The sequence below is a fragment of the Streptomyces sp. NPDC043680 genome, from assembly GCF_056436685.1.
The window spans coordinates 531737-552531 of the sequence record NZ_JBWKCE010000003.1; the positions used below are offsets into that span (position 1 = coordinate 531737).

17 protein-coding genes are annotated in these 20795 nt (G+C 72.6%); 11 read left to right on the forward strand and 6 right to left on the reverse strand.

Annotated features, from left to right (window positions below):
* Positions 1–24: 24 nt before the first annotated feature.
* The 3 genes from nhaA to AC0666_RS09055 all read right to left on the reverse strand — a co-directional run bounded on the left by nhaA (position 25) and on the right by AC0666_RS09055 (position 6281).
* On the reverse strand, positions 25–1470 hold the full coding sequence (gene nhaA / locus AC0666_RS09045) for a Na+/H+ antiporter NhaA (protein ID WP_478707329.1): 1446 nt from the start codon (positions 1468–1470) through the stop codon (positions 25–27).
* Between the two features lie 219 nt (positions 1471–1689).
* The gene (acs, locus tag AC0666_RS09050; protein WP_468584006.1) at positions 1690–3687 is read right to left on the reverse strand and encodes an acetate--CoA ligase; all 1998 of its coding nucleotides are present in this window, start codon (positions 3685–3687) and stop codon (positions 1690–1692) included.
* Between the two features lie 164 nt (positions 3688–3851).
* On the reverse strand, positions 3852–6281 hold the full coding sequence (locus tag AC0666_RS09055) for a SulP family inorganic anion transporter (protein ID WP_478707330.1): 2430 nt from the start codon (positions 6279–6281) through the stop codon (positions 3852–3854).
* A gap of 257 nt (positions 6282–6538) precedes the next feature.
* On the opposite strand from AC0666_RS09055, the gene AC0666_RS09060 reads away from it, so the two are divergent.
* Positions 6539–7849 (forward strand): polysaccharide deacetylase family protein, encoded by a 1311-nt coding sequence (locus AC0666_RS09060; RefSeq protein WP_478707331.1) that lies wholly within the window; start codon positions 6539–6541, stop codon positions 7847–7849.
* Here the strand turns inward: AC0666_RS09060 and AC0666_RS09065 are convergent.
* A complete protein-coding gene (locus AC0666_RS09065) occupies positions 7803–8930 on the reverse strand; it encodes an ATP-binding protein (RefSeq protein ID WP_478707332.1) in 1128 nt (375 codons plus the stop codon). The two genes, AC0666_RS09060 and AC0666_RS09065, sit on opposite strands and share 47 nt — an antisense overlap.
* 109 nt (positions 8931–9039) lie before the next feature.
* Here AC0666_RS09065 and AC0666_RS09070 point away from each other — a divergent pair, with 109 nt between their 5' ends.
* Positions 9040–9861 carry a Fic family protein gene (locus AC0666_RS09070; protein WP_468965600.1) on the forward strand — a complete coding sequence of 274 codons (822 nt, stop codon included), beginning with the start codon at positions 9040–9042 and terminating at the stop codon, positions 9859–9861.
* A gap of 519 nt (positions 9862–10380) precedes the next feature.
* Here AC0666_RS09070 and AC0666_RS09075 read toward each other — a convergent pair.
* Positions 10381–11217: an HAD family hydrolase gene (locus AC0666_RS09075; protein ID WP_361712054.1), complete on the reverse strand. Its 837-nt coding sequence runs from the start codon at positions 11215–11217 to the stop codon at positions 10381–10383.
* 638 nt (positions 11218–11855) lie between these two features.
* Here AC0666_RS09075 and ssd point away from each other — a divergent pair.
* The 7 genes from ssd to AC0666_RS09110 all read left to right on the forward strand — a co-directional run bounded on the left by ssd (position 11856) and on the right by AC0666_RS09110 (position 16882).
* Positions 11856–13007, forward strand: a complete 1152-nt coding sequence (gene ssd, locus AC0666_RS09080) for a septum site-determining protein Ssd (protein WP_478707364.1) — start codon at positions 11856–11858, stop codon at positions 13005–13007.
* Positions 13004–14152: a TadA family conjugal transfer-associated ATPase gene (locus tag AC0666_RS09085; protein WP_478707333.1), complete on the forward strand. Its 1149-nt coding sequence runs from the start codon at positions 13004–13006 to the stop codon at positions 14150–14152. The genes ssd and AC0666_RS09085 overlap by 4 nt, the downstream gene beginning before the upstream one ends.
* Before the next feature lie 14 nt (positions 14153–14166).
* Positions 14167–15033, forward strand: a complete 867-nt coding sequence (locus AC0666_RS09090) for a type II secretion system F family protein (RefSeq protein ID WP_478707365.1) — start codon at positions 14167–14169, stop codon at positions 15031–15033.
* 5 nt (positions 15034–15038) lie between these two features.
* Positions 15039–15815, forward strand: coding sequence for a type II secretion system F family protein (locus AC0666_RS09095; RefSeq protein ID WP_468966487.1), 777 nt, complete (start codon positions 15039–15041; stop codon positions 15813–15815).
* Positions 15816–15898: 83 nt separating this feature from the next.
* Positions 15899–16096: a DUF4244 domain-containing protein gene (locus tag AC0666_RS09100; RefSeq protein ID WP_478707334.1), complete on the forward strand. Its 198-nt coding sequence runs from the start codon at positions 15899–15901 to the stop codon at positions 16094–16096.
* Entirely contained in the window at positions 16083–16460 is a 378-nt protein-coding gene (locus AC0666_RS09105) for a TadE family type IV pilus minor pilin (protein WP_468584015.1), read from the forward strand. The genes AC0666_RS09100 and AC0666_RS09105 overlap by 14 nt, the downstream gene beginning before the upstream one ends.
* Positions 16457–16882, forward strand: a complete 426-nt coding sequence (locus tag AC0666_RS09110; protein WP_478707335.1) for an Rv3654c family TadE-like protein — start codon at positions 16457–16459, stop codon at positions 16880–16882. Before AC0666_RS09105 ends, AC0666_RS09110 begins: the two co-directional genes overlap by 4 nt.
* 203 nt (positions 16883–17085) lie before the next feature.
* Here AC0666_RS09110 and AC0666_RS09115 read toward each other — a convergent pair whose 3' ends face one another.
* A complete protein-coding gene (locus AC0666_RS09115; protein ID WP_478707336.1) occupies positions 17086–19566 on the reverse strand; it encodes a DEAD/DEAH box helicase in 2481 nt (826 codons plus the stop codon).
* An 82-nt stretch (positions 19567–19648) separates the two neighbouring features.
* On the opposite strand from AC0666_RS09115, the gene bldG reads away from it, so the two are divergent.
* The gene (bldG, locus tag AC0666_RS09120; protein ID WP_030152678.1) at positions 19649–19990 is read left to right on the forward strand and encodes an anti-sigma factor antagonist BldG; all 342 of its coding nucleotides are present in this window, start codon (positions 19649–19651) and stop codon (positions 19988–19990) included.
* Positions 19991–20107: 117 nt separating this feature from the next.
* On the forward strand, positions 20108–20578 hold the full coding sequence (locus tag AC0666_RS09125; protein WP_468965591.1) for an ATP-binding protein: 471 nt from the start codon (positions 20108–20110) through the stop codon (positions 20576–20578).
* The last annotated feature ends 217 nt before the right edge of the window (positions 20579–20795 follow it).

A 20795-nucleotide genomic window follows, 5' to 3' on the forward strand; every position in this document is an offset into this window, starting at 1 on the left:
CCGTCGGTCACTGCTTCAGACAGATCATGCCGGACGGTCGGCCTCGTTGCTGGACCCGGCCGACGATTCGGCCGTCGATTCGAGCACCGCTGCAGCCGCAGCCTCGGCCCGGCGGCGGTGCTCCGCCGCCTTCTCCTCGTAGATCTTCGCCATCCGCAGGTGGTACTCGGGGTTGTCCTGCTCGTAGATGTCGGGGATGCCGTCGCGGTCCTCGTCGCGCTCCTCGGCCTCCGTCAGCGCCCGGTACGTGCGGTTGCGGAGCTTGAGCATGACGCCCGCGATGACGGCGGCGATGAGCGAGCCGATGAGGACGGCCGCCTTGACCTCGTCGGTGAGGGCCGCGTCGCCCGTGAACGCGAGCTCGCCGATCAGCAGCGACACGGTGAAGCCGATGCCGGCGAGCGTGGCCACGGCGAGTACGTCCGGCCAGGCCAGGTCCTCGCTCAGCTCGGCCCGGGTGAAGCGGGCGGCCAGCCAGGTGCCGCCGAAGATGCCCACCGTCTTGCCGACGACCAGGCCGAGGACGACGCCGAGCGTCTCGGGCCGGGTGAAGACCTGCGCGAGGGACTCGTCGGAGAGGGAGACCCCGGCGGCGAACAGTGCGAAGAGCGGGACGGCGAGACCGGCCGAGACGGGCCGGACCAGGTGTTCGATGTGCTCGCCGGGGGAGTGCTGCTCCTCCTCCGTGCGGGTGCAGCGCAGCATCAGGCCCATGGCGACGCCGGCGATGGTGGCATGGACGCCGCTGTTGTACATCAGGCCCCAGATCACCAGGGCCAGCGGCACGTAGACGTACCAGCCGCGCACGCCCCGGCGCAGCAGGAACCAGAACAGGACCAGCCCCGCCACCGCTCCGCCGAGGGCCGGGAAGTTGATCTCGTGCGTGAAGAAGATCGCGATGATCATGATCGCGAAGAGGTCGTCGACGACGGCGAGGGTCAGCAGGAAGGCGCGCAGGGCGGACGGCAGCGAGGTGCCGATCACCGCGAGGACGGCGAGCGCGAAGGCGATGTCGGTGGCGGTCGGCACGGCCCAGCCGCCCAGGGAGCCGCCTGCCGTGCTGTTGACCAGTACGTAGACCAGCGCGGGCGCGGCCATGCCGCAGACGGCCGCGATGACGGGGAGGGCGGCCGCCTTGGCGTCTTTCAGATCGCCCGCGACGAGCTCTCGCTTCAGCTCGATGCCGGCGACGAAGAAGAAGACGGCGAGCAGGCCGTCGGCCGCCCAGTGCTGGATCGAGAGGTCCAGGCCGAGGGAGGCGGGGCCGATGTGGAAGGAACGGACACTCGCGTAGCTGTCGCTGAGCGCGGGGATGTTCGCCCACAGGAGTGCGGCGATGGCGGCCACCAGGAGCAGGACGCCGCCGACCGTCTCGGCGCGCAGGGCGTCGGCCACGAACCGGCGCTCGGGCAGGGAGAGCCTGCCGAGGAGCTTGTGGGCCGTGTTGTCGCTGCGGTGGGGCGCGGCCACGAGAGGACACCTCCGGGTGGTTGGACGGCATGGCGAAGCAGTTGCCGACCAGACTTCCCGGCGCACCCTGGGTCACGTTTTTACGTTTCTCATACCTTACAGGGGAGCCCGAGTGGTCGCGGGACGTATCCGGCGATCATCACTTTAGGCGCGAAAGGGGCACCCGGCGCGGTGCGCCGGATGCCCCTTCGGTGCGGCTGCTGCTCTCAGCCCTCGTCCTCAGTCCTCGCTGGGGGCGGCCGGGAGCTTGCTCTGGATCAGGTCCATGACCGAGGAGTCGGCGAGCGTGGTCACGTCGCCCACCGCGCGGTCCTCCGCCACGTCACGCAGCAGGCGCCGCATGATCTTGCCCGAGCGGGTCTTCGGCAGCTCCTGGACGGGCACGATCCGCTTCGGCTTGGCGATCGGGCCGAGCGTGGCGGCCACGTGGTCGCGCAGCTCGCCGACCAGGCCTTCGGTCTCGGAGGCGCTGCCGCGCAGGATGACGAAGGCGACGATGGCCTGTCCGGTCGTCTCGTCCTTGGCGCCCACGACGGCCGCCTCGGCGACGGACGGGTGAGAGACGAGGGCCGACTCGACCTCGGTGGTCGAGATGTTGTGGCCCGACACCAGCATCACGTCGTCGACCCGGCCCAGCAGCCAGATGTCGCCGTCCTCGTCCTTCTTGGCGCCGTCGCCCGCGAAGTACTTGCCCTCGAAGCGCGACCAGTAGGTGTCGACGAAGCGCTGGTCGTCGCCCCAGATGGTGCGCAGCATCGACGGCCACGGCTCGGTGAGGACGAGGTAGCCGCCCCCGCCGTTGGGCACCTCGTGGCCCTCGTCGTCGACGACCGTCGCGCCGATGCCGGGCAGCGCCCGCTGCGCCGAACCCGGCTTGGCCTCGGTGACGCCGGGCAGCGGCGAGATCATCATGGCGCCGGTCTCGGTCTGCCACCACGTGTCCACGATCGGGCAGCGGTCGCCGCCGATGTGCTTGCGGTACCAGATCCAGGCCTCGGGGTTGATCGGCTCGCCGACCGAGCCCAGGACGCGCAGGCTCGACAGGTCGAACTTGGCGGGGATGTCGTCGCCCCACTTCATGAACGTGCGGATGGCCGTGGGCGCCGTGTAGAGGATGGTGACGCCGTACTTCTGCACGATCTCCCAGAACCGGCCCTGGTGCGGGGTGTCCGGGGTGCCCTCGTACATCACCTGCGTGGCGCCGTTGGCGAGCGGCCCGTAGACGATGTACGAGTGCCCGGTCACCCAGCCGATGTCGGCGGTGCACCAGTAGACGTCGCTCTCCGGCTTGAGGTCGAAGACGGCGTGGTGGGTGTACGCGGCCTGCGTCAGGTAGCCACCCGAGGTGTGCAGGATGCCCTTGGGCTTACCCGTGGTCCCCGAGGTGTAGAGGATGAACAGCGGGTGCTCGGCGTCGAAGGCCTGCGGGGTGTGCTCGGCGGACTGGCGGCCCACCAGCTCGTGCCACCAGACGTCGCGGCCCTCGGTGAAGGCGGTCTCCTGGCCGGTGCGGCGCACCACGAGGACGTGCTCGACCTGCGGGCACTTGGCGACGGCCTCGTCGATGGCGGGCTTGAGGGCCGAGGGCTTGCCGCGCCGGTAGCCGCCGTCGGCGGTGATCACCAGCTTGGCGTCGGCGTCCTGGATGCGCGAGGCCACGGCGTCGGCGGAGAAGCCGCCGAAGACCACGGAGTGGGCGGCGCCGACGCGGGCGCACGCGAGCATCGCGACGACCGCCTCGGGGATCATCGGCAGGTAGACGGCGACCCGGTCGCCGGCCTGGACACCCAGCTCGGTCAGGGCGTTGGCGGCCTTGGAGACCTCGTCCTTGAGCTCGGCGTAGGTGATCGCGCGGCTGTCGCCGGGCTCGCCCTCGAAGTGGAGGGCGACACGGTCGCCGTTCCCGGCCTCCACGTGCCGGTCCACGCAGTTGTAGGCGACGTTCAGCTTGCCGTCCGCGAACCACTTGGCGAAGGGCGGGTTGGTCCAGTCGAGCGTCTCGGTCGGCTCGGTGGCCCAGGTCAGGCGCCGGGCCTGAGTGGCCCAGAAGCCAAGCCGGTCCGCCTCGGCCTCGCTGTACGCCGCCTGCGTCACATTGGCGGCGGCGGCCAGATCGGCAGGCGGTGCGAACCGCCGCTCCTCCTTGAGCAGATTGGCCAGGCTTTCATTGCTCACGACATCTCCCTTTCCCAGGGTGTCCGTTGTGTCCCCGGGCATAGCTCATCAGTCCAGGGCCCGGGTGACAAGGGTTGGCCGAGAATTGGTTTAGACCTATGTGCGCCCGGAGCCCACGCGTGAGTGGCCCCTTCCCGCTGCAGGGTGCGGGAAGGGGCCAACCGATTGCACGGATACGGGAGGGTATCGGTTCAGGCGGGCGTCACTCAGACGTGCCGGCCGACACTGTCAAAAACGCGGCAGTCGAAGAAGTCCTCTCCTCCGGACAGCAGGTACGCCTGCGCCTCGCCCACGTGGAAGTACATCCCGTGTAGTTCGAGGGTGCCCTCGGCGAGCCGCCGGGCCACCGACTCGTGGGCGCGCAGGTGCTCCAGCTGCTGCACCACATTGGTCAGGCACAGCTGTTCCACCGCGTCCGCCGGGAGCCGGCCCGCGATCCGCGCCCAGGCGTGGTGGGGGCTGGACATCCGCTCCAGGCTGGGCAGGCCGTGTCGCAGCCACCGTCGCAGGGGGGTCATGGGGGCGCCGGGCGCGGAGTTCAGCAGCGCCTGCATGGCGCCGCATCCGGAGTGCCCGCAGACCGTGATGCTGTCCACCTGGAGCACGTCCACGGCGTACTCGATGGCCGCCGCGACCGAGTCGTCCGATGCCTCGGCGCCCGGGAGCGGGACCAGGTTGCCGACATTGCGCACGGTGAACAGGTCGCCGGGGCCGCTGGCCGTGATCATGCTGGTGACCAGGCGGGAGTCCGCGCAGGTCAGGAAGAGCTGGGAGGGCTGCTGCCCCTCTCGGGCGAGCCGCGCGAGCTCGTCCCGCACGCGCGGCGCGGTGTCCCGCTGGAAGGCGCTGATTCCGCTGGCCAGTTGGCCGGCGCCCCGGCGGCGGGGCGCGGGCGTCTCCGCCTCGGTGTCGGAGGCCCCGGTCGGGACCGGGACCGTACGGCCTTCCGCGCCGCCGGGGTCCCCGGCGGCCGACCGGTGGTCGCAGTGGTTCTTCCACGGGGTCCAGGGGCGGCAGCAGTGGTGGCCCGCGCGCTGGGCCCCGCTCCCGTCGAGGTGCTGCTGCCCGCTCCGGGACGGGTCGGCTGAGCGGCCGGTGATCTCCACCTCGCCGCCGTGCGCCAGGTGGGAGTCCTGCCAATCGTGGAGCGTCTCGTAGGCCGCGTGGTCCATGAACGAGCCGTCCAGCTCGACCACCACGCGCGCGTCGTACGGGATGTGGCTGAGCACCCGGCTCAGCCGGGGGACCGCCAGGAAGGTCAACTGGCCGCGGGCCCGCACCCGGTGGACCCCGTCCCGCTCCTCCACCGTGATCCGGGTCCGGGTGAGCCGGTGCAGTGCGACCGCCACGGCGACCGCGATGCCGATGCCCACTCCCTCCAGTACTCCGCCGAGCACCACCGCTGAGATCGTCGTCGCGTAGACCAGGATCTCCCGGTGCCGGGTGACCGTACGCAGGTGCGTGGCGCTGACCATCTGCACCCCCACCGCCATCACCAGCGCGGCCAGCGCCGCGAGCGGGACCAGGTCGAGGACCGGGGCGAGCAGTACGGCCGCGAGCAGGATCCAGAGCCCGTGCAGCATGACCGACCGCCGGCTGGTGGCCCCGGCCTTGACGTTCGCCACGCTGCGCATGGCCCCGCCCGCGACCGGCAGTCCACCCAGCGCCCCCGAGAGGATGTTCGCCGCGCCCTGGCCGCGCAGTTCCCGGTCCAGGTCGGCGCGGCGCGGGCGGTGGCCCGTACGCCGCTCGGAGGCGATCACCTTGTCCGTGGCGACCGCCGAGAGCAGGGATTCCACGCTGCCGACCAGGGTGACGGTCAGGACGGCGGCAAGGAGGCCCAGCACCGGTCCCTCGGGCAGCTCGGGCAGGGCGTGGCTGCGCCAGGACGGCAGGTGCACCCGCGGCAGGCTGAGCCCGGCCAGCGCGGCGAAGGCCGTGGCCACGGCGACCGCGGCGAGCGCGGCCGGCACCTTCCGCAGGGCGGCGCCCACCCGTCCGGGCACCCGCGGCCAGCCGAGCAGGACCGCCAGCGTCAGCGCACTGACGCCGAGGGCCGCCGGATGCAGATCGGCCAACTGGGCCGGGAGCCCGCGGACATTGGCCACCGCCGAGCTCTGCGGGGTGCCGCCGAGCACGATGTGCAGCTGGGCCAGCGCGATCGTCACGCCGACCCCCGCGAGCATGCCGTGCACGATGGCGGGGCTCACCATGAGCGCGGACCGGGCGGTGCGCAGCGCGGCGAGGCCGATCTGGCAGCAGCCGGCGAGCACGGTGATGGCGCAGGTGGTGCGCCATCCGTAGCGCTGGACCAATTCCGCGGTGACCACGGTGAGTCCGGCGGCGGGCCCGCTCACCTGGAGCGGGGAGCCGCCCAGCCGCCCGGCCACGATCCCGCCGACGGCCGCCGCGACCAGGCCCGCCTGGAGGGGGGCGCCGGTGGCCAGGGCGATGCCGAGGGAGAACGGCAGGGCGATCAGGAAGACGGTCAGGGAGGCGGAGAGGTCCGCCGACAGGCCGTCGGGTGCCTGGGGGGACCGCGGGTTTCTGAGGGCTCCCAGCGCGGTGAGGGCCGTGGTGGCAGCGGGTGTGGGCGGGCTCGTGGGGGTGGAGCAGGTGGGGGAGGTGGCTGTCATAAGGTCCCGTCTCCTCTGCGAAGGGGTGAAGCGGCGGGAGTCTCAACACTCGGTAAATGAAAGGTAATGGCAGGTAAAGGGCTGCGAAAGGAAATGCGGGCAAACAGCTGAGAAATTACCCCTGGCGGGTGATTAAGCATTTTGTCCGGCTTGTCACACCATCCTCATGGTGGAGCGCATGGGACGTTGCGGCGCGGAAGAGCGGAAGGCCCGCGAGCGAGAAGACCCGCGAGGGAACTGCGAGGAGAGGTGGACGGATGATCGCCGCCACGAAGAAGATCGCCGGAGGCGTGGTCGCCACGGCACTGGTGCTGGGCGTCGCCGGGTGCAGCACTTCCGAGCCCGCCGAGCCCCGCCCCGGGGCCCCGGGCGCCAAGAAGGGTGCCCCCGCTCCCGGGGCCCCGGCCCCCGGCAGCGTCAACCGGCTCATCGGCGACGGCTCGACCGCGTACACCGGCTCGCAGCCGAACGTGCAGAAGCCCCAGAAGCTGGCGCCCGGCGAAAAGCCGCCGCAGTTCGTGGTGTTCTCGTGGGACGGGGCCGGCGAGGACAGCCAGAAGCTCTTCTCGCACTTCCGCGGGGTGGGCAAGAAGTACAACGCCCGGATGACCTACTTCCTCAGCGGCGTGTACCTGCTGCCCGAGGAGAAGCGTTCCCTCTACACCGCGCCGCAGCACGAGCCGGGCCGCTCCGACATCGGCTTCGGCGACCTCCAGGGCATCAAGGACACCGCCACCCAGGTCCGCGGCGCCTGGCTGGAGGGCAACGAGATCGGAACCCACTTCAACGGCCACTTCTGCGGCCCCGAGGGAGGCGTCGGCACCTGGTCCGTGGAGGAGTGGAAGAGCGAGATCAACCAGGCCAAGTCCTTCGTGAAGAACTGGAAGACGAACGCGGGTCTCAAAGACATGGAGCCGCTCCCCTTCGACTACGACAAGGAGCTCATCGGCGCCCGCACCCCCTGCCTCGAAGGCCAGAAGAACTTCATGCTCGCGGCCAAGGGCATGGGCTTCCGCTACGACTCCAGCGGCATCAGCAAGCAGATCTGGCCGAAGAAGACGGACGGTCTCTGGGACCTGCCGCTGCAGCTGGTGCCCATGCCGGGCCGCGCCTTCGACACCCTGAGCATGGACTACAACTACCTGGTCAACCAGTCCGGGACGACCACGCAGGGCGACCCCTCGCAGCACCAGTACTGGGGCGACCAGATGCGCGACGGCCTGCTGCAGGCCTTCGACCGGGCCTACAACGGCAACCGCGCGCCGCTGATCATCGGCAACCACTTCGAGTCCTGGAACGGCGGCACCTACATGCGTGCGGTCGAGGAGGTCATCGAGCACGTCTGCACGAAGAAGGAGGTCCGGTGCGTGCCGTTCCGCGAGCTGGCGGACTGGCTGGACGCCCAGGACCCGAAGGTCCTGGAGTGGCTGCGCACCCTCGACGTCGGCGAGGCGCCGAAGGAGGGCTGGACCAAGCTCCTGACGGCGGGGCCGCCGGTCGCGCCGACCGCCCCCGCCGGGGTCAAGCAGGCTGAGGAGACGGCTGAAGCCGGTTCGGACGAGGACTGACGAGGTCTTCGGCCGTGGCGCCGGCACCGTCACGGTCCCGGGTGCCGTCCTGATCGCCCGCGTGGGCGCGGCGGTCCCGGTCGCCGTCCCGGTCGCCGGCGCAGCCCTCGTGCAGGGAGCTCTCGCGCAGCACGAAATCGGGGTCGACCTGGGCAGCCAGGTCGACCCCCGTCTTGGCATTGCCCCAGATCTCCGCGTTGCGCAGGTGGAAGTGCACCATCTGCTCGGTGTACCGCTGCCAGTCGCGGTGGGCGTACGAATCGTCGGCCGCGTCCTGGAGGTACTGCAGGCCGAGCCGGTTGCTCGCCTCCAGCAGCTCGAAGCTCGCCGGCCGACCCTTCTCCATCGCCCGCACCCAGTCGGAGTGCCCGAAGGTGACGAGCAGGTCCTCACCCACCTCGTCCTGGAGGAACTCGATGTCGTCCGTGCTCTGCACCTTGTTGCCGAGCACCTTCAGCGTGACCCCGAAGTCCCGCGCGTATTCCTTGTACTGCCGGTAGACGGAGACCCCCTTGCGGGTCGGCTCGGCCACCAGGAACGTCACGTCGAAGCGGGTGAACAGGCCCGAGGCGAAGGAGTCCGAGCCGGCGGTCATGTCGACGACGACGTACTCGTCCGGGCCGTCGACCAGGTGGTTCAGGCAGAGCTCCACCGCCCCGACCTTGGAGTGGTAGCAGGCCACGCCGAGGTCCGACTCGGTGAACGGCCCCGTGGCCATGAGCCGTACGGGCTCCCCGTCGAGCAGCACGGTGCGTGCGCAGGCCTCGTACACCGGGTTGTCCTCGGTGACCCGCAGCAGGCGGGAGCCGGCACCGGGCGGGGTCGTCTTGATCATCGTGTCGGCGGAGGCGATGCGCGGGTTGGAGCCCCGCAGGTACTCCTTGATCAGGGGCAGGTGGGCGCCGAGGGCGGGCAGGGCGGCCGCCTCCTCCTCGGCGAGTCCGAGCGCGGCGCCCAGATGCTGGTTGATGTCGGCGTCCACCGCGACGACCGGGGCCTCATTGGCGGCGAGGTGGCGGATGAAGAGGGAGGACAGGGTCGTCTTGCCGCTGCCGCCCTTTCCCACGAAAGCGATCTTCATGTTCACCAAGAGTAGCGGGTCGGTAGCGCTACGTGCTCTAGGTGAGTGAAGAAGACCACTCCAAGGAGGGGTCGGTGCTATGGCGCCGCAGTGCGTAGGCTCCTTACTTATGAGTAGCGCTTCCGACCCGCTGGCCGCCCTGGGATCCCTCCCCGGTGTCGCCGAGTCCGTGGATTCCGTACGCAAGGCAGTGGACCGCGTCTACGGGCACCGGGTGATGCGCCGGCGCAGCGGGGAGATCACCTCGGAGGCGGCGCTGCGCGGAGCGCGCGGAAGCGCCGCGCTGTCCGGCGCGGACTGGGCGCTGGAGGAGGTGCGGCGACGGACCGACTTCGGCGCCGACGCAGAGGCGCGCACGGTCGGCGCGGCACTGCGGCTGACGGCGGAGGCGGGCCAACTGCTCAGCATCTGGCGCCAGTCGCCGCTACGTGTGCTGGCACGCCTGCACCTGGTGGCAGCGGGCTCGACCGCTGACGGCGACGTGGTGGGCCGGCCGAGGCTGGCCGGTGAGCCGGTGGACGAGCCGCTGGTCGACCTGCCGCTGCCCGGTGCGGACGAGGTCGCGGGGCGGCTGGACGGGCTGTCCCGGCTGATCATCGCGGGCGGTTCGGCGCCGGCGCTCGTCACGGCGGCCGTGGTGCACGGCGAGCTGCTGGCGTTGCGGCCCTTCGCTTCGTACAACGGCCTGATCGCGCGGGTGGCGGAGCGGATCGTGCTGATCAACAGCGGTCTGGACCCGAAGGCGATCTGCCCGGCGGAGGTGGGGCACGCGGAGCAGGGCGCGGAGGCCTACCTGGCGGCCTTCGAGGGCTATGTCTCCGGAACCGGGGACGGGATGGCGACCTGGATCGCTCACTGCGGGCGTGCGATCGAGCTCGGTGCCCGCGAGTCGACGGCGGTCTGCGAGGCGCTGCAGCGCGGCGCGGCCTGAGTCGGCCGGGAGCGCTCGGGGGCTGACCTGCCCTGTACACAGGGTTGCGGCGACACCGTCTTGCTTTGGTGTCGCCGCTGGCATTCACGCCCAGTTACCAAGCGTCCTCGATGGTTGCCCATCAGGTCGGGAACTTTGCCCGTCACCTGGTGCGGCTGGCCCGTAATCGACGGGTCGACGTCGCGTGGGTGCTAAGCGTTCCTGCTTCGGTCCGTGGGCCTTACTGCGTTTTAAAGATGATCCTCTCGGATGTTCTTTGGTCTCGCGGGCCGTGACTCCTTTCTACTCCGCTTGGGAGCGAAGCGGAACCCCTGGCCACTTTTTTTACTTTCCACCCCAGGTCGGGACGCATCGGACACCCACGTGTCGTGCGTCGGACCCCTCTATCGCCGCAGGCGGGCCCCCCGGGATCGGTCGCGGGATCCCGGGGGCGGGTGGAGCTGGGGCCGTGCGGCTGGTGCGGAGGCCGGCTCGGTGGGGCCGGTACTGAGGCCGCCCTGGGTGGCCACGGTGTGAAGGTCAGGCCGAGGCGGCGGCGGCCAGGGCGCTGGCCCGGCGGCGGCTGGCGTACCAGACCAGCCCGGCGGTGGCGGCGGCTGCGCCCACCGCTGCGGCGGCGACCAGCGCCGGCCGCGCCGGCATGGACAGCCCGGGCAGCCGCTGCTTCAGCCGCACTGGCCGGTTGAACACCAGGACGGGCCACTCCCGGGCCACGGCCTCCCGCCGCAGTGCCCGGTCCGGATTGACCGCGTGCGGGTTGCCCACCGCCTCCAGCATGGGGATGTCGGTGACCGAGTCGCTGTACGCGTAGCACCGCGAGAGGTCGTACCCCTCGGACTCGGCGAGCTCCCGCACGGCCTCGGCCTTGGTCGGTCCGTACGCGTAGTACTCCACCTCGCCGGTGAAGCAGCCGTCCTCGCCGATGACCATGCGCGTGGCGACGACCCGGTCCGCGCCGAGCATTTCACCGATGGGCTCGACCACTTCCGCTCCGGAGGTGGACACGATCACCACGTCCCGGCCCGCCGTGTGGTGGGCCTCGATGAGGGAAGCCGCCTCGTCGTAGATGAGGGGGTCGATCAGGTCGTGCAGGGTCTCGGCGACGATCTCCCGCACCTGCTGGACGTTCCATCCCTTGCAGAGGGCGGACAGGTACTCCCGCATCCGCTCCATCTGGTCGTGGTCGGCTCCGCCGACCAGGTAGATGAACTGGGTATAGGCGGTGCGCAGCACGGCGCGGCGGTTGATCAGGCCGCCCTGGTAGAAGGACTTGCTGAACGTCAGAGTGCTTGACTTCGCAATGACCGTCTTGTCCAGGTCGAAGAAGGCTGCGGTGCGGGGCGACGAGTGCGGCAAGGGCTGGATTTCCACGCCCCGAGCATATGCGCCCACCATTCGGCGTAAGGTGTGGCGCGTGGGTTTGCCTGAGGAGGCTCTCGGGTACACCATGGAAGTCACGGATCGTTCGCGACCGTGCTAACCCGGTCTGGCTCCTCCCCCCCCGAGTCGGACCGTGGGGACGACCCCCGCTCTCCCCCCCGGCGGGGGTCGTCGCATGTCCGGACGCGGTTCGCGTCCCTGCCTTCGGCCCTAAGTGACCATCCCTGCAGCCCTCCTTCTTCGGTGGGGCCGCGCGGCGAAGGCCCTCACCCCATCAGACTCGTGACGGTGCGTAGTGGTTCCGCCGCGCTATGGAACTCACCTGTGGGTGTGACGGAGTTATTCACAACGCTTCGGTTGTCCACAGTTTTCGACCAAGATCCACTTCTTTTTCCGGATCGCTGCACGGTGATTCCGGCCGCGAAGTCCGCGGCGCCGGGATTTGCGGTGAGAAGGAGGCGGAGATCGTGGCTGGATCGAAGTCGTGTGAAGCGTCGGAGCTCGTCACGGCGGGCGCAATCAAGCCATCGGGTCGTGGCGGTGCCGGGGGCCGTGCGGCCGCCGAGGGCGGTGCGGGGGCCGGGAGCGGTGCGGGGCCCGGGCCCGGACGTCCGCTGATCATCACCGAGGACCCGCTGCTGCTCGACGATCTGCTGCGGCTGTGTGCCGCCGCGGGCGCGGAGCCGCATGTGCAGCATGCGGTGCCCGAGCCCAGTGCAGGCGGAGGTGGTGGAGGCGGTGGTGGCAGCGGCGGCAGCGGTGAAGGGGGCGGATGGGGCGAGAGCGGTGCCGCAGCCGTGGAGCGGGGGCGCGGGAGCGTCGGGTGGGAGACCGCCCCGCTCGTCCTGGTGGGCGATGATGCCGCCCGCCGGGTAAGGGGGGCGCCGCGCCGCGACGGCGTGTTCCTTGTCGGCCGGGACCTCGACGACTCCCTCGTGTGGCAGCGGGCGGTGGAGATCGGGGCCGAGGAGGTGCTGCGGCTCCCCGATGCCGAGAGCCGGCTCGTCGACCGGATCGCCGATGTGGTGGAGGGAGCGGGGAGGCCGGCCCTGGCCGTCGGAGTGATCGGCGGCAGCGGCGGCGCCGGGGCCTCCACCCTGGCCTGTGCGCTCGCCCTGCGGGCTGCCCGGGCCGGCGAGCGGACCATCCTCATCGACGGGGATCCGCTCGGCGGCGGGATGGACGTGCTGCTCGGGGGCGAGAGCGCCGAAGGGCTGCGCTGGCCCGACTTCGCCGGCTCCCGGGGCCGGGTCGGCGCCGGGGCGCTGGAGGAGTCACTGCCCGAGCTGCATGCACTGCGGGTGCTCAGCTGGGACCGCGGTGAGCGGGTGGTGGTGCCGCCCGCTGCCATGCGCTCGGTGGTGGCGGCGGCACGGCGCCGGGGCGGGGTCGTGGTGGTGGACCTGCCGCGGCGGGTGGACGAAGCCGTGGCCGAGGCGCTGGCCCAGCTGGACCTGGTGTTGCTGGTGGTGCCGGGCGAGCTGCGTGCGGTGGCTGCCGCGGGCCGGGTCGCGGCCGGGGTGCGGATGGTGGCCCGGGACGTGCGGGTGGTCGTACGGGGGCGCTGCCCGGGCGGCCTCGACGCCGAGGTGGTGGCCGGGCTGCTGGGGGCGCCGCTGGCCGGTGAGGTGCCGGTCGAGGTGGGGCTCCCGGGGCGGGTCGCCGAGGGGGAACCGCCGGGTGCGCAGGGGCGGGGTGCGCTGGCCCGGTTCTGCGACGGTTTCTGGCAGCGGGCGCTCGGTCCCGCCCCGGGGGTGGCGGCATGAGCGCCGTGCTGCTGGACGCGGTGCGCCAGCGGCTGGCCGAGAGTGGGGCGGAACCGACCCCGGCCCGGGTGGCGGCGGCCCTGCGCGCTCAGGGCCGACTGCTGGGGGATGCGGAAGTGCTGGGCGTGGCCGCCGAGTTGCGGTCCGAGCTGGTCGGCGCCGGCCCGCTGGAGCCGCTCCTCGCCGACCAGGAGGTCACCGACGTGCTGGTGGCCGCCCCCGACCGGGTGTGGGTGGACCGCGGGGGCGGGCTGGAGCTGACCGGCGTGACCTTTGCCGATGCCGGTGCCGTGCGGCGGCTCGCCCAGCGGCTGGCCGCCGTCGCGGGTCGGCGGCTGGACGACGCCCGGCCCTGGGTGGACGCCCGGATGCCGGACGGCACCCGGCTGCATGCCGTGCTGCCGCCCGTCGCCGTCGGCTCGGCCTGCCTCTCGTTGCGGGTGGTGCGGCCGAGGGCGTTCACGCTGGAGGAGCTGGTCGAGGCGGGGACACTGCCGCCGGGCGGGCAGCGGCTGCTCCGGGAGATGGTCGAGGCCCGGTTGTCCTTCCTCGTCTCCGGAGGGACCGGCACCGGCAAGACCACCCTGCTCAGCGCCCTGCTCGGACTGGTCGGTCCGGGGGAGCGGATCGTGCTGGCCGAGGACTCGGCCGAGCTGCGCCCCGACCATCCCCATGTGGTGCGGCTGGAGACCCGTCCCGCCAATCAGGAGGGGGCGGGCCTGGTCACCCTCGCGGACCTGGTTCGGCAGGCGCTGCGGATGCGGCCGGACCGGCTCGTCGTCGGCGAGGTCCGGGGCGCGGAGGTGGCGGATCTGCTGGCCGCCCTCAACACCGGGCACGAGGGGGGCTGCGGCACGGTCCACGCGAATGCTGCCGCTCATGTCCCGGCCCGGCTGGAGGCGCTCGGGACGGTGGCGGGGCTCGATCGGGCCGCCCTGCACAGCCAGGTGGCGGCCGCCCTGACCTTGGTGATCCACCTGGTCCGGGACCGGGCCGGACGGCGCCGGGTGGCGGAGCTCCACGTGCTGGAGCGGGATGCCGCGGGACTGGTGGTCACCGTACCGGCGCTGCGTTGGGCGGCGCGGGGGTTCGTCCGGGAGCGGGGCTGGGAGCGGCTGCGGCCGCTGCTGGGAGGTGTCCGGTGAGCGGCGTTTCGGTGATGTCGGTGTCCCTGTTCACCGGTGTGCTCTGTGCGAGTACGGCGGCCTGGGGCCTCGTCGGGGGTGACCGGGTGTCGCGGCGGGCCCGGGTGGTGCTGGCCGGGGGCGGTGCCGTGGCGCCGGGCGGGCCGGTGCGCCGGGAGCGGCTGGTGATCGCGGTGCGGGTGCGGGCCGTGCGGTGGCGGGAGTGGGGCTGCCTCGGTGTCGGGCTCGTCGTGGGCCTGCTCGGTGGATCGCTGATCCCGGTGGTGGTGGGGGCCGCGGCGGTGCCGTTGGTGCGGCGGTGGCTGCGGGCCCGGGGCCGGGAGCAGGAGCGTGGTGCGCGGGCCGCGCAGGTGATCGCCCTGTGCGGGGCGGCGGTGGGTGAGCTGCGGGCGGGCGCGCAGCCCGGGCAGGCACTGACCGCGGCGATACGGCGCACGGTGGCCGGGCCCGGCGGGCCGGGGCCGGCGGAAGCGGCGGTGCTGGCCGCGGCGGCGTTCGGCGGAGACGTGCCGGAGGCGCTGCGGATGGCGTCGGCCGAACCGGGCGCGGAGGGGCTGGCCGGCATGGCCGCCTGCTGGCGGATCTCGGTGGACGGCGGTGCGGGGCTCGCGGCCGGGCTGGACCGGCTGGAAGGGGCCTTGCGGGCCGAGCGGGACCGCCGGGAGTCACTGCGGGCCCAGTTGGCGGGCGCGAGGTCGACGACGGTGGTGCTCGCCCTGCTGCCTCTGGTCGGGCTGCTGATCGGCACCGGGCTGGGAGCCGATCCGCTGCGGGTGCTGCTGCACAGCCCGGTCGGGTGGGGCTGCCTGCTGGCGGGCGGGGTGCTGGAGGCGCTGGGGCTGCTGTGGTGCCGGCGGATCGTGCGGGTGGGGGAGCGGTGATGGAGATGGAGGAGGTGCTGATCCACAGGCTGGGGACGGCGTTGTGCCTCGCCGTGGCGGGGCTGTGTGCGGCCAGGGCGGTGGCGGCGCGGATCCGGCGCCGGGCGGCTCGGCGCAGGTTCACCGCGCTGCCGGCCGGTGAACGGGCGCGCCGCGGGCCGCTGTTCGGCTCCGTAGCCCGGCGGGTGGTGACGGCGTGGGCCGCACCGCTCGGGGCCCTGCTGGCGGCCTGGGTGGTGGTCGGAGGCGTCCCGGGGGTGCTGGCCGGCGGTGCAGTGGCCTTCGGCGTCTGGCGGTGGCTGAGTCGGGAGCGGCCGGCGGCAGCGGTGGACGAGCGGGAGGCGGAGCGTCAGCTCCCCTTTGCGGCCGATCTGTTGGCGGCGTGCCTGGCGGCAGGGGCCGCGCCCGTGGAGGCCGCTGAGGTGGTGGGGGAGTCGCTGGGCGGGCCGGTGGGTGAGCGGCTGGCGCTGGCCGGGGCGGAGCTGCGGCTCGGCGGCGAACCGGGCGCGGCGTGGGGCAGGTTGGCCGCGCTACCGGGGGCGCGGCCGCTCGCCGAATGCCTGGAGCGGGCCGCCCGGACGGGGGCGCCGGCCGCGGAGCCGGTCTCCCGCCTGGCGACGGCCCTGCGGGAGGACCGGGCCCGGCAGGCGGGCGCCCGGGCACAGCGGGCGGCGGTCCTCGTCACGGCGCCGGTGGGGCTGTGTTTCCTGCCCGCATTCCTTGCGGTGGGCGTGGCTCCGGTGGTGATCGGAATGGCCTCCGGGCTTCTCTCCGGAACCTGAAGCAGGCCCTCAAACCAGCCCTGAACCAGCGTACTGAAATCACAAATGAGATCACGTCAAAAAAAGATCAATGGGAGGTTGCCATGAGGATCATCTGGTTTCGGCTGCGGACGGCGCTGAGCGGCGGGACGCGCGATGCGGGGATGTCCACTTCGGAATACGCCATGGGCACGATCGCGGCCTGTGCATTCGCGGCCGTTCTGTACAAGGTGGTGACGAGTGAAGGGGTCTCCACGGCCCTCCAGTCGACCATCGGGAAGGCGCTCGATGTGCCGTTCTGAGGGAAAGCGGAGGGCCGGGGGAGACCGCGGATATGTGACGGCGGAAGCCGCCCTCGTGATCCCGGCCCTGGTGCTCTTCGCGACGCTGCTGGTGTGGGCGCTGATGGCGGCGGCCGCGCAGATCCGGTGCGTGGACGCGGCGCGGGCGGGCGCCCGTGCGGCGGCCCGCTCGGAGACGGCGGAGGGGGCGGTGGCGGCGGCCCGGGCGGCCGCCCCGCCGGGGGCTCGGGTGGGGCTGGAGCGGGAGGGGGATCTGTGGCGGGTGCGGGTGACGGCGCCCGCACCCGGGCCGAACGGCCTGCCGGTACGGCTCGGCGCGCAGGCGGTGGCGCTGGCCGAGGACAGCGTGGGGCCGCCGCCGTGAGCCGGGACCGGGGTTCGGCCACCGTCTGGGCCGCGCTGGTGGCGACGGTCCTGGGCGCGGTGTTCGGCGGCGTGCTCCTGCTCGGCCAGGCCGTGGTGGCCCGGCACCGTGCGGCGGCGGCAGCCGACCTGGCGGCCCTCGCCGCGGCGGCCACCTGGGCCCACGGCCCGGAGCAGGCCTGCGCCGCCGCCCGGAGGGTGGCCGGAGCCCAGGGAGCGGCCCTGACCGCCTGCACCGTCCAGGGGGAGGTGGCGGCGGTGACGGCCCGGCCCACCACCGGCCCCTTCCACCCGCCGATCACCGGCCGCGCGGGCCCACCCCTCCCCCCGGACCCCCCGGCCCCCCCCAGACCCCCCCAGACCCCCCCAGACCCCCCACCTGGGCCAAGCCCACCGCCCGGATCGGGACCACCGCCCCCATAGGGACCGACGGCGGGGCCGGGTCGCCGCCCGGGCCACCGCCGACCGGGTCGGAGCCGTCCGCAGGGGGCGGGCCGCCTGCGCGGCTCGGTGGGGCGGCTGGTCGGAGGGGCCAACGGGGCGGTTTTCACCCGTTCGGCCTAACGGGGTCGGTTCAATCCCTGCGTCGGCGGATCGGGTGGGCTCCGGTGAGGGAGGAGGCAGGGCTACGAGGGGTCCGGGGCGGTGCCCTGGGGCAGGGGTGGGGCCTCGGAGAGGAGGCGGGTGAGGAGGCGGATGGCGCCGCCCTTGTGGAGGGGGTCGTTGCCGTTGCCGCACTTGGGGGACTGGATGCAGGAGGGGCAGCCGGCCTCGCACTCGCAGGAGGCAATGGCATCGCGGGTGGCCGTCAGCCAGCCGTGGGCCGTGTGGAAGGCGCGCTCAGCGAAGCCCGCGCCGCCGGGGTGGCCGTCGTACACGAAGACCGTCGGAAGGAGGGTGTCGGGATGGAGCGGGATGGAGACCCCGCCGATGTCCCAGCGGTCGCAGGTGGCGAACAGCGGGAGCAGGCCGATCGAGGCGTGCTCGGCGGCGTGCAGGGCGCCGCCGAGGATCTCCGGATTGATCCGGGCCTCGTCGAGCTGGTCCTCGGTGACCGTCCACCACACGGCCCGGGTGCGCAGGGTGCGGGGCGGCAGGTCCAGCTTGGTCTCGCCGAGCACCTCGCCGGTGATCAGTTTGCGGCGCAGGTAGGAGACGACCTGGTTGGTGACCTCGACGGAGCCGTAGCAGAGCCGGGCCGGGCCCCAGGGGACCTCGGCCTCGGTCTCCAGGACGGAGATGGAGGTGATGTCGCGGGCGGTGGTCGAGTAGGGCGGACTGGCCTCCTCGACGAGGGCCACCGCATCCTCCAGGTCCAGCCGCTGCACGAGGTAGGTACGGCCCTGGTGGAGGTGGACGGCCCCGTCGTGGACGGCGGTGTGGGCCGCGGACTCGTCGACCGTGCCCAGCAGGCGGCCGGTCGACGCCTCCACGATCTGCACCGGGCGGCCGCCCTCGCCCCGGATGTCCGTCAGGTCCGAGGCCCGCTCCCGGCGGGTCCAGTGCCAGGCCGTCGCCCGGCGCCGCAGCAGCTTCGCCGCCTCCAGCTGCGGGAGGAGGCTTTCGGTCGCCGGGCCGAAGAGGGCGAGGTCCGCCTCGGTCAGCGGGAGCTCGGCTGCGGCCGCGCACAGGTGGGGAGCCAGGACGTACGGGTTGTCCGGGTCCAGGACCGTGGCCTCCACCGGTCGGCGGAACAGGGCGTCGGGATGGTGGACCAGGTAGGTGTCCAGCGGGTCGTCCCGGGCGATCAGCACGGCGAGGGCGCCCTGGCCGGCCCGCCCGGCCCGGCCCGCCTGCTGCCACAGGGAGGCCCGGGTACCGGGGTAGCCGGTGATCAGCACGGCGTCCAGCCCCGAGACGTCCAGGCCCAGCTCCAGGGCGGTGGTGGCGGCCAGCCCCAGCAGGTCCCCGGAGTGCAGGGCACGCTCCAGGGCCCGGCGCTCCTCGGGCAGGTAGCCGCCCCGGTAGGCCGCGACACGCCCGGGCAGGGACCGGTCGACCTCGGCCAGCCGCTCCTGGGTGATCACCGAGATCAGCTCCGCTCCGCGGCGGGAGCGGACGAAGGCGACCGTACGGACGCCCTGGACGACCAGATCGGTCAGCAGGTCGGCGGTCTCGGCGGTGGCGGTGCGCCGTACCGGGGCGCCCTTCTCGCCCCGCAGGTCGGTCAGCGGCGGTTCCCACAGGGCGAAGACCACCTCGCCGCGCGGGGAGGCGTCGTCGGCGACCTCGATGACCGGCACCCCGGTCAGCCGGGAGGCGGCCGCCGCCGGGTCGCCGGCGGTGGCGGAGGCCAGCAGGAAGACCGGGTCGGCGCCGTAGCGGGCGCACAGCCGGCGCAGCCGCCGCAGGACCTGGGCCACGTGGGAGCCGAATACGCCCCGGTAGGTGTGGCACTCGTCGATCACCACGTAGCGCAGCGTGCGCAGGAAGGAGGACCAACGGGCGTGGCCGGGCAGGATCCCCCGGTGCAGCATGTCGGGATTGGTGAGCACGTAGTTCGCGTACTGGCGCACCCATTCGCGTTCTTCGACCGGCGTGTCGCCGTCGTAGACGGCCGGCCGGACGGCGTTGCCCAGCGGCGCGGCGAGGCCCCGCACGGCCCGCCACTGGTCGGCGGCCAGGGCCTTGGTGGGGGCCAGGTACAGGGCGGTCGCGCCACGCCCGTTCGGGGCCTCGGCCCCGTCCGCCAGGGCCGACAACACGGGGACCAGGTACGCCAGCGACTTGCCCGAGGCGGTGCCGGTGGCGACGACCACCGAGGCGCCGTCCAGGGCGTGCTCGGCGGCTGCGGCCTGGTGCTCCCACGGATGGGCGATCCCCGCAGCCTGGACGGCCGCTACGACATCCGTTCGGATGCGGTCGGGCCACACTGCATGACGACCCTCCCGAGGGGGCAAGTGCTCCGTATGAGTGATGCGCGCAGCTCGGGAAGGCCCCCGTGACAGGCGGTCCAGAACCGTGCCGGGAGTGGGTCGGGGGTCCGCAGGGGCCGTGGGCCGACCGGGGCGGTGAGTGTTGGCCATTGGAACTGAGTGTGTCACCGGCGTGCGGGACAATGGTCCGAAGGCGTCGTGCGCGCCTGCCGGTAAGTGATTGAATGCCATCGCGGCAGCCAATCCCTCCCTTGCCTACGGGTTGGGGAGGCCCCTGGGGGGCGCCGCTCGATAGCAAGGTGCTGGAGGATCCGTGGACCTGTCCCTGTCGACTCGCACTGTCGGCGACCGCACGGTCGTGGAGGTCGGTGGCGAGATTGATGTGTATACCGCGCCCAAGCTGCGCGAGCAGTTGGTCGAGTTGGTGAACGACGGCAGCTACCACCTGGTCGTCGACATGGAGCGAGTGGACTTCCTCGACTCCACCGGGCTTGGTGTGCTCGTGGGAGGTCTCAAGCGCGTTCGGGCGCACGAGGGCTCGCTGCGGCTGGTGTGCAACCAGGAGCGCATCCTGAAGATCTTCCGCATCACCGGTCTGACCAAGGTGTTCCCGATCCACACGACGGTGGAAGACGCCGTCGCGGCCACCGACTGACGGCTCCGCGTCCCGGGGTGCCGTCCGGCGCCCCGGGGGAGCCGAAGAGGAGCGGGGGCACGGGCCGCAATGGTTCGCGCCCCTGCAAGGCACGCCCGTAGTCCGAGGGGGACGCGCATGGCCATCGTTGAACTGCGCTTCAGCGCCCAGCCCGAACACGTCCGCACGGCCCGCCTGGTCGCGGCCGCCGTGGCGCGGCGGGCCGGGGTGGACGAAGCCGTGCTCGACGAGGTCCGCCTCGCCGTGGGCGAGGCCTGTTCGCGCGCCGTCGGACTGCACCTGAGCAACCGGCTGACCGATCCCGTCCGGGTCGTCCTGACCGAAGAGGAGAAGGTGTTCTCCATCGAGGTCGGCGACGGGGCTCCCGGGCCGGCCGGCGGGCCGGCCGCCGCCATGCCCGGCCTCGACGCGGCCCTGGACCCGGACGTGGACAGCGAGGACGAGATGGGCCTCGCCGTCATCAGCGGCCTCGTCGACGACGTCGAGGTCACCACGGGCGAGGCGGGCGGGACGATCCGCATGAGCTGGCCCGTTTCCAGGTCGTCCGAAACCGGAGCGGAAGCCGGAGCCGACACCCAGGCCCCCTAGGTCACCCTCCGGGCACCACGGAAACCTTCCCTGGGACACCACGGAAAACGGATCATCCGATCTTATTCAAGGCCCTGCTGAGCAGGGCCTTTTTCATGCTCTGGCGGCATTTTCTAGATCAATGACCTTCCGTCAATGCCTTTGCCCCATTACTTCTTTCGAGGGTAATGGAGTGACGGGATCTATTGCTGAGGAGCAAGAGAAGGCCAATTCCGTT

Bases quoted from the DNA above. Each gene is read 5' to 3' on its own strand.
- AC0666_RS09115 (WP_478707336.1), bottom strand. From the start codon at position 19,566: ATGGCATTCAATCACTTACCGGCAGGCGCGCACGACGCCTTCGGACCA.
- AC0666_RS09090 (WP_478707365.1), top strand. From the start codon at position 14,167: ATGTCGGTGTCCCTGTTCACCGGTGTGCTCTGTGCGAGTACGGCGGCC.
- AC0666_RS09100 (WP_478707334.1), top strand. From the start codon at position 15,899: ATGAGGATCATCTGGTTTCGGCTGCGGACGGCGCTGAGCGGCGGGACG.
- AC0666_RS09125 (WP_468965591.1), top strand. From the start codon at position 20,108: ATGGCCATCGTTGAACTGCGCTTCAGCGCCCAGCCCGAACACGTCCGC.
- AC0666_RS09095 (WP_468966487.1), top strand. From the start codon at position 15,039: ATGGAGGAGGTGCTGATCCACAGGCTGGGGACGGCGTTGTGCCTCGCC.
- AC0666_RS09085 (WP_478707333.1), top strand. From the start codon at position 13,004: ATGAGCGCCGTGCTGCTGGACGCGGTGCGCCAGCGGCTGGCCGAGAGT.
- AC0666_RS09055 (WP_478707330.1), bottom strand. From the start codon at position 6,281: ATGACAGCCACCTCCCCCACCTGCTCCACCCCCACGAGCCCGCCCACA.
- AC0666_RS09070 (WP_468965600.1), top strand. From the start codon at position 9,040: ATGAGTAGCGCTTCCGACCCGCTGGCCGCCCTGGGATCCCTCCCCGGT.
- AC0666_RS09065 (WP_478707332.1), bottom strand. From the start codon at position 8,930: ATGAAGATCGCTTTCGTGGGAAAGGGCGGCAGCGGCAAGACGACCCTG.
- acs (WP_468584006.1), bottom strand. From the start codon at position 3,687: ATGCCCGGGGACACAACGGACACCCTGGGAAAGGGAGATGTCGTGAGC.
- AC0666_RS09105 (WP_468584015.1), top strand. From the start codon at position 16,083: ATGTGCCGTTCTGAGGGAAAGCGGAGGGCCGGGGGAGACCGCGGATAT.
- AC0666_RS09060 (WP_478707331.1), top strand. From the start codon at position 6,539: ATGATCGCCGCCACGAAGAAGATCGCCGGAGGCGTGGTCGCCACGGCA.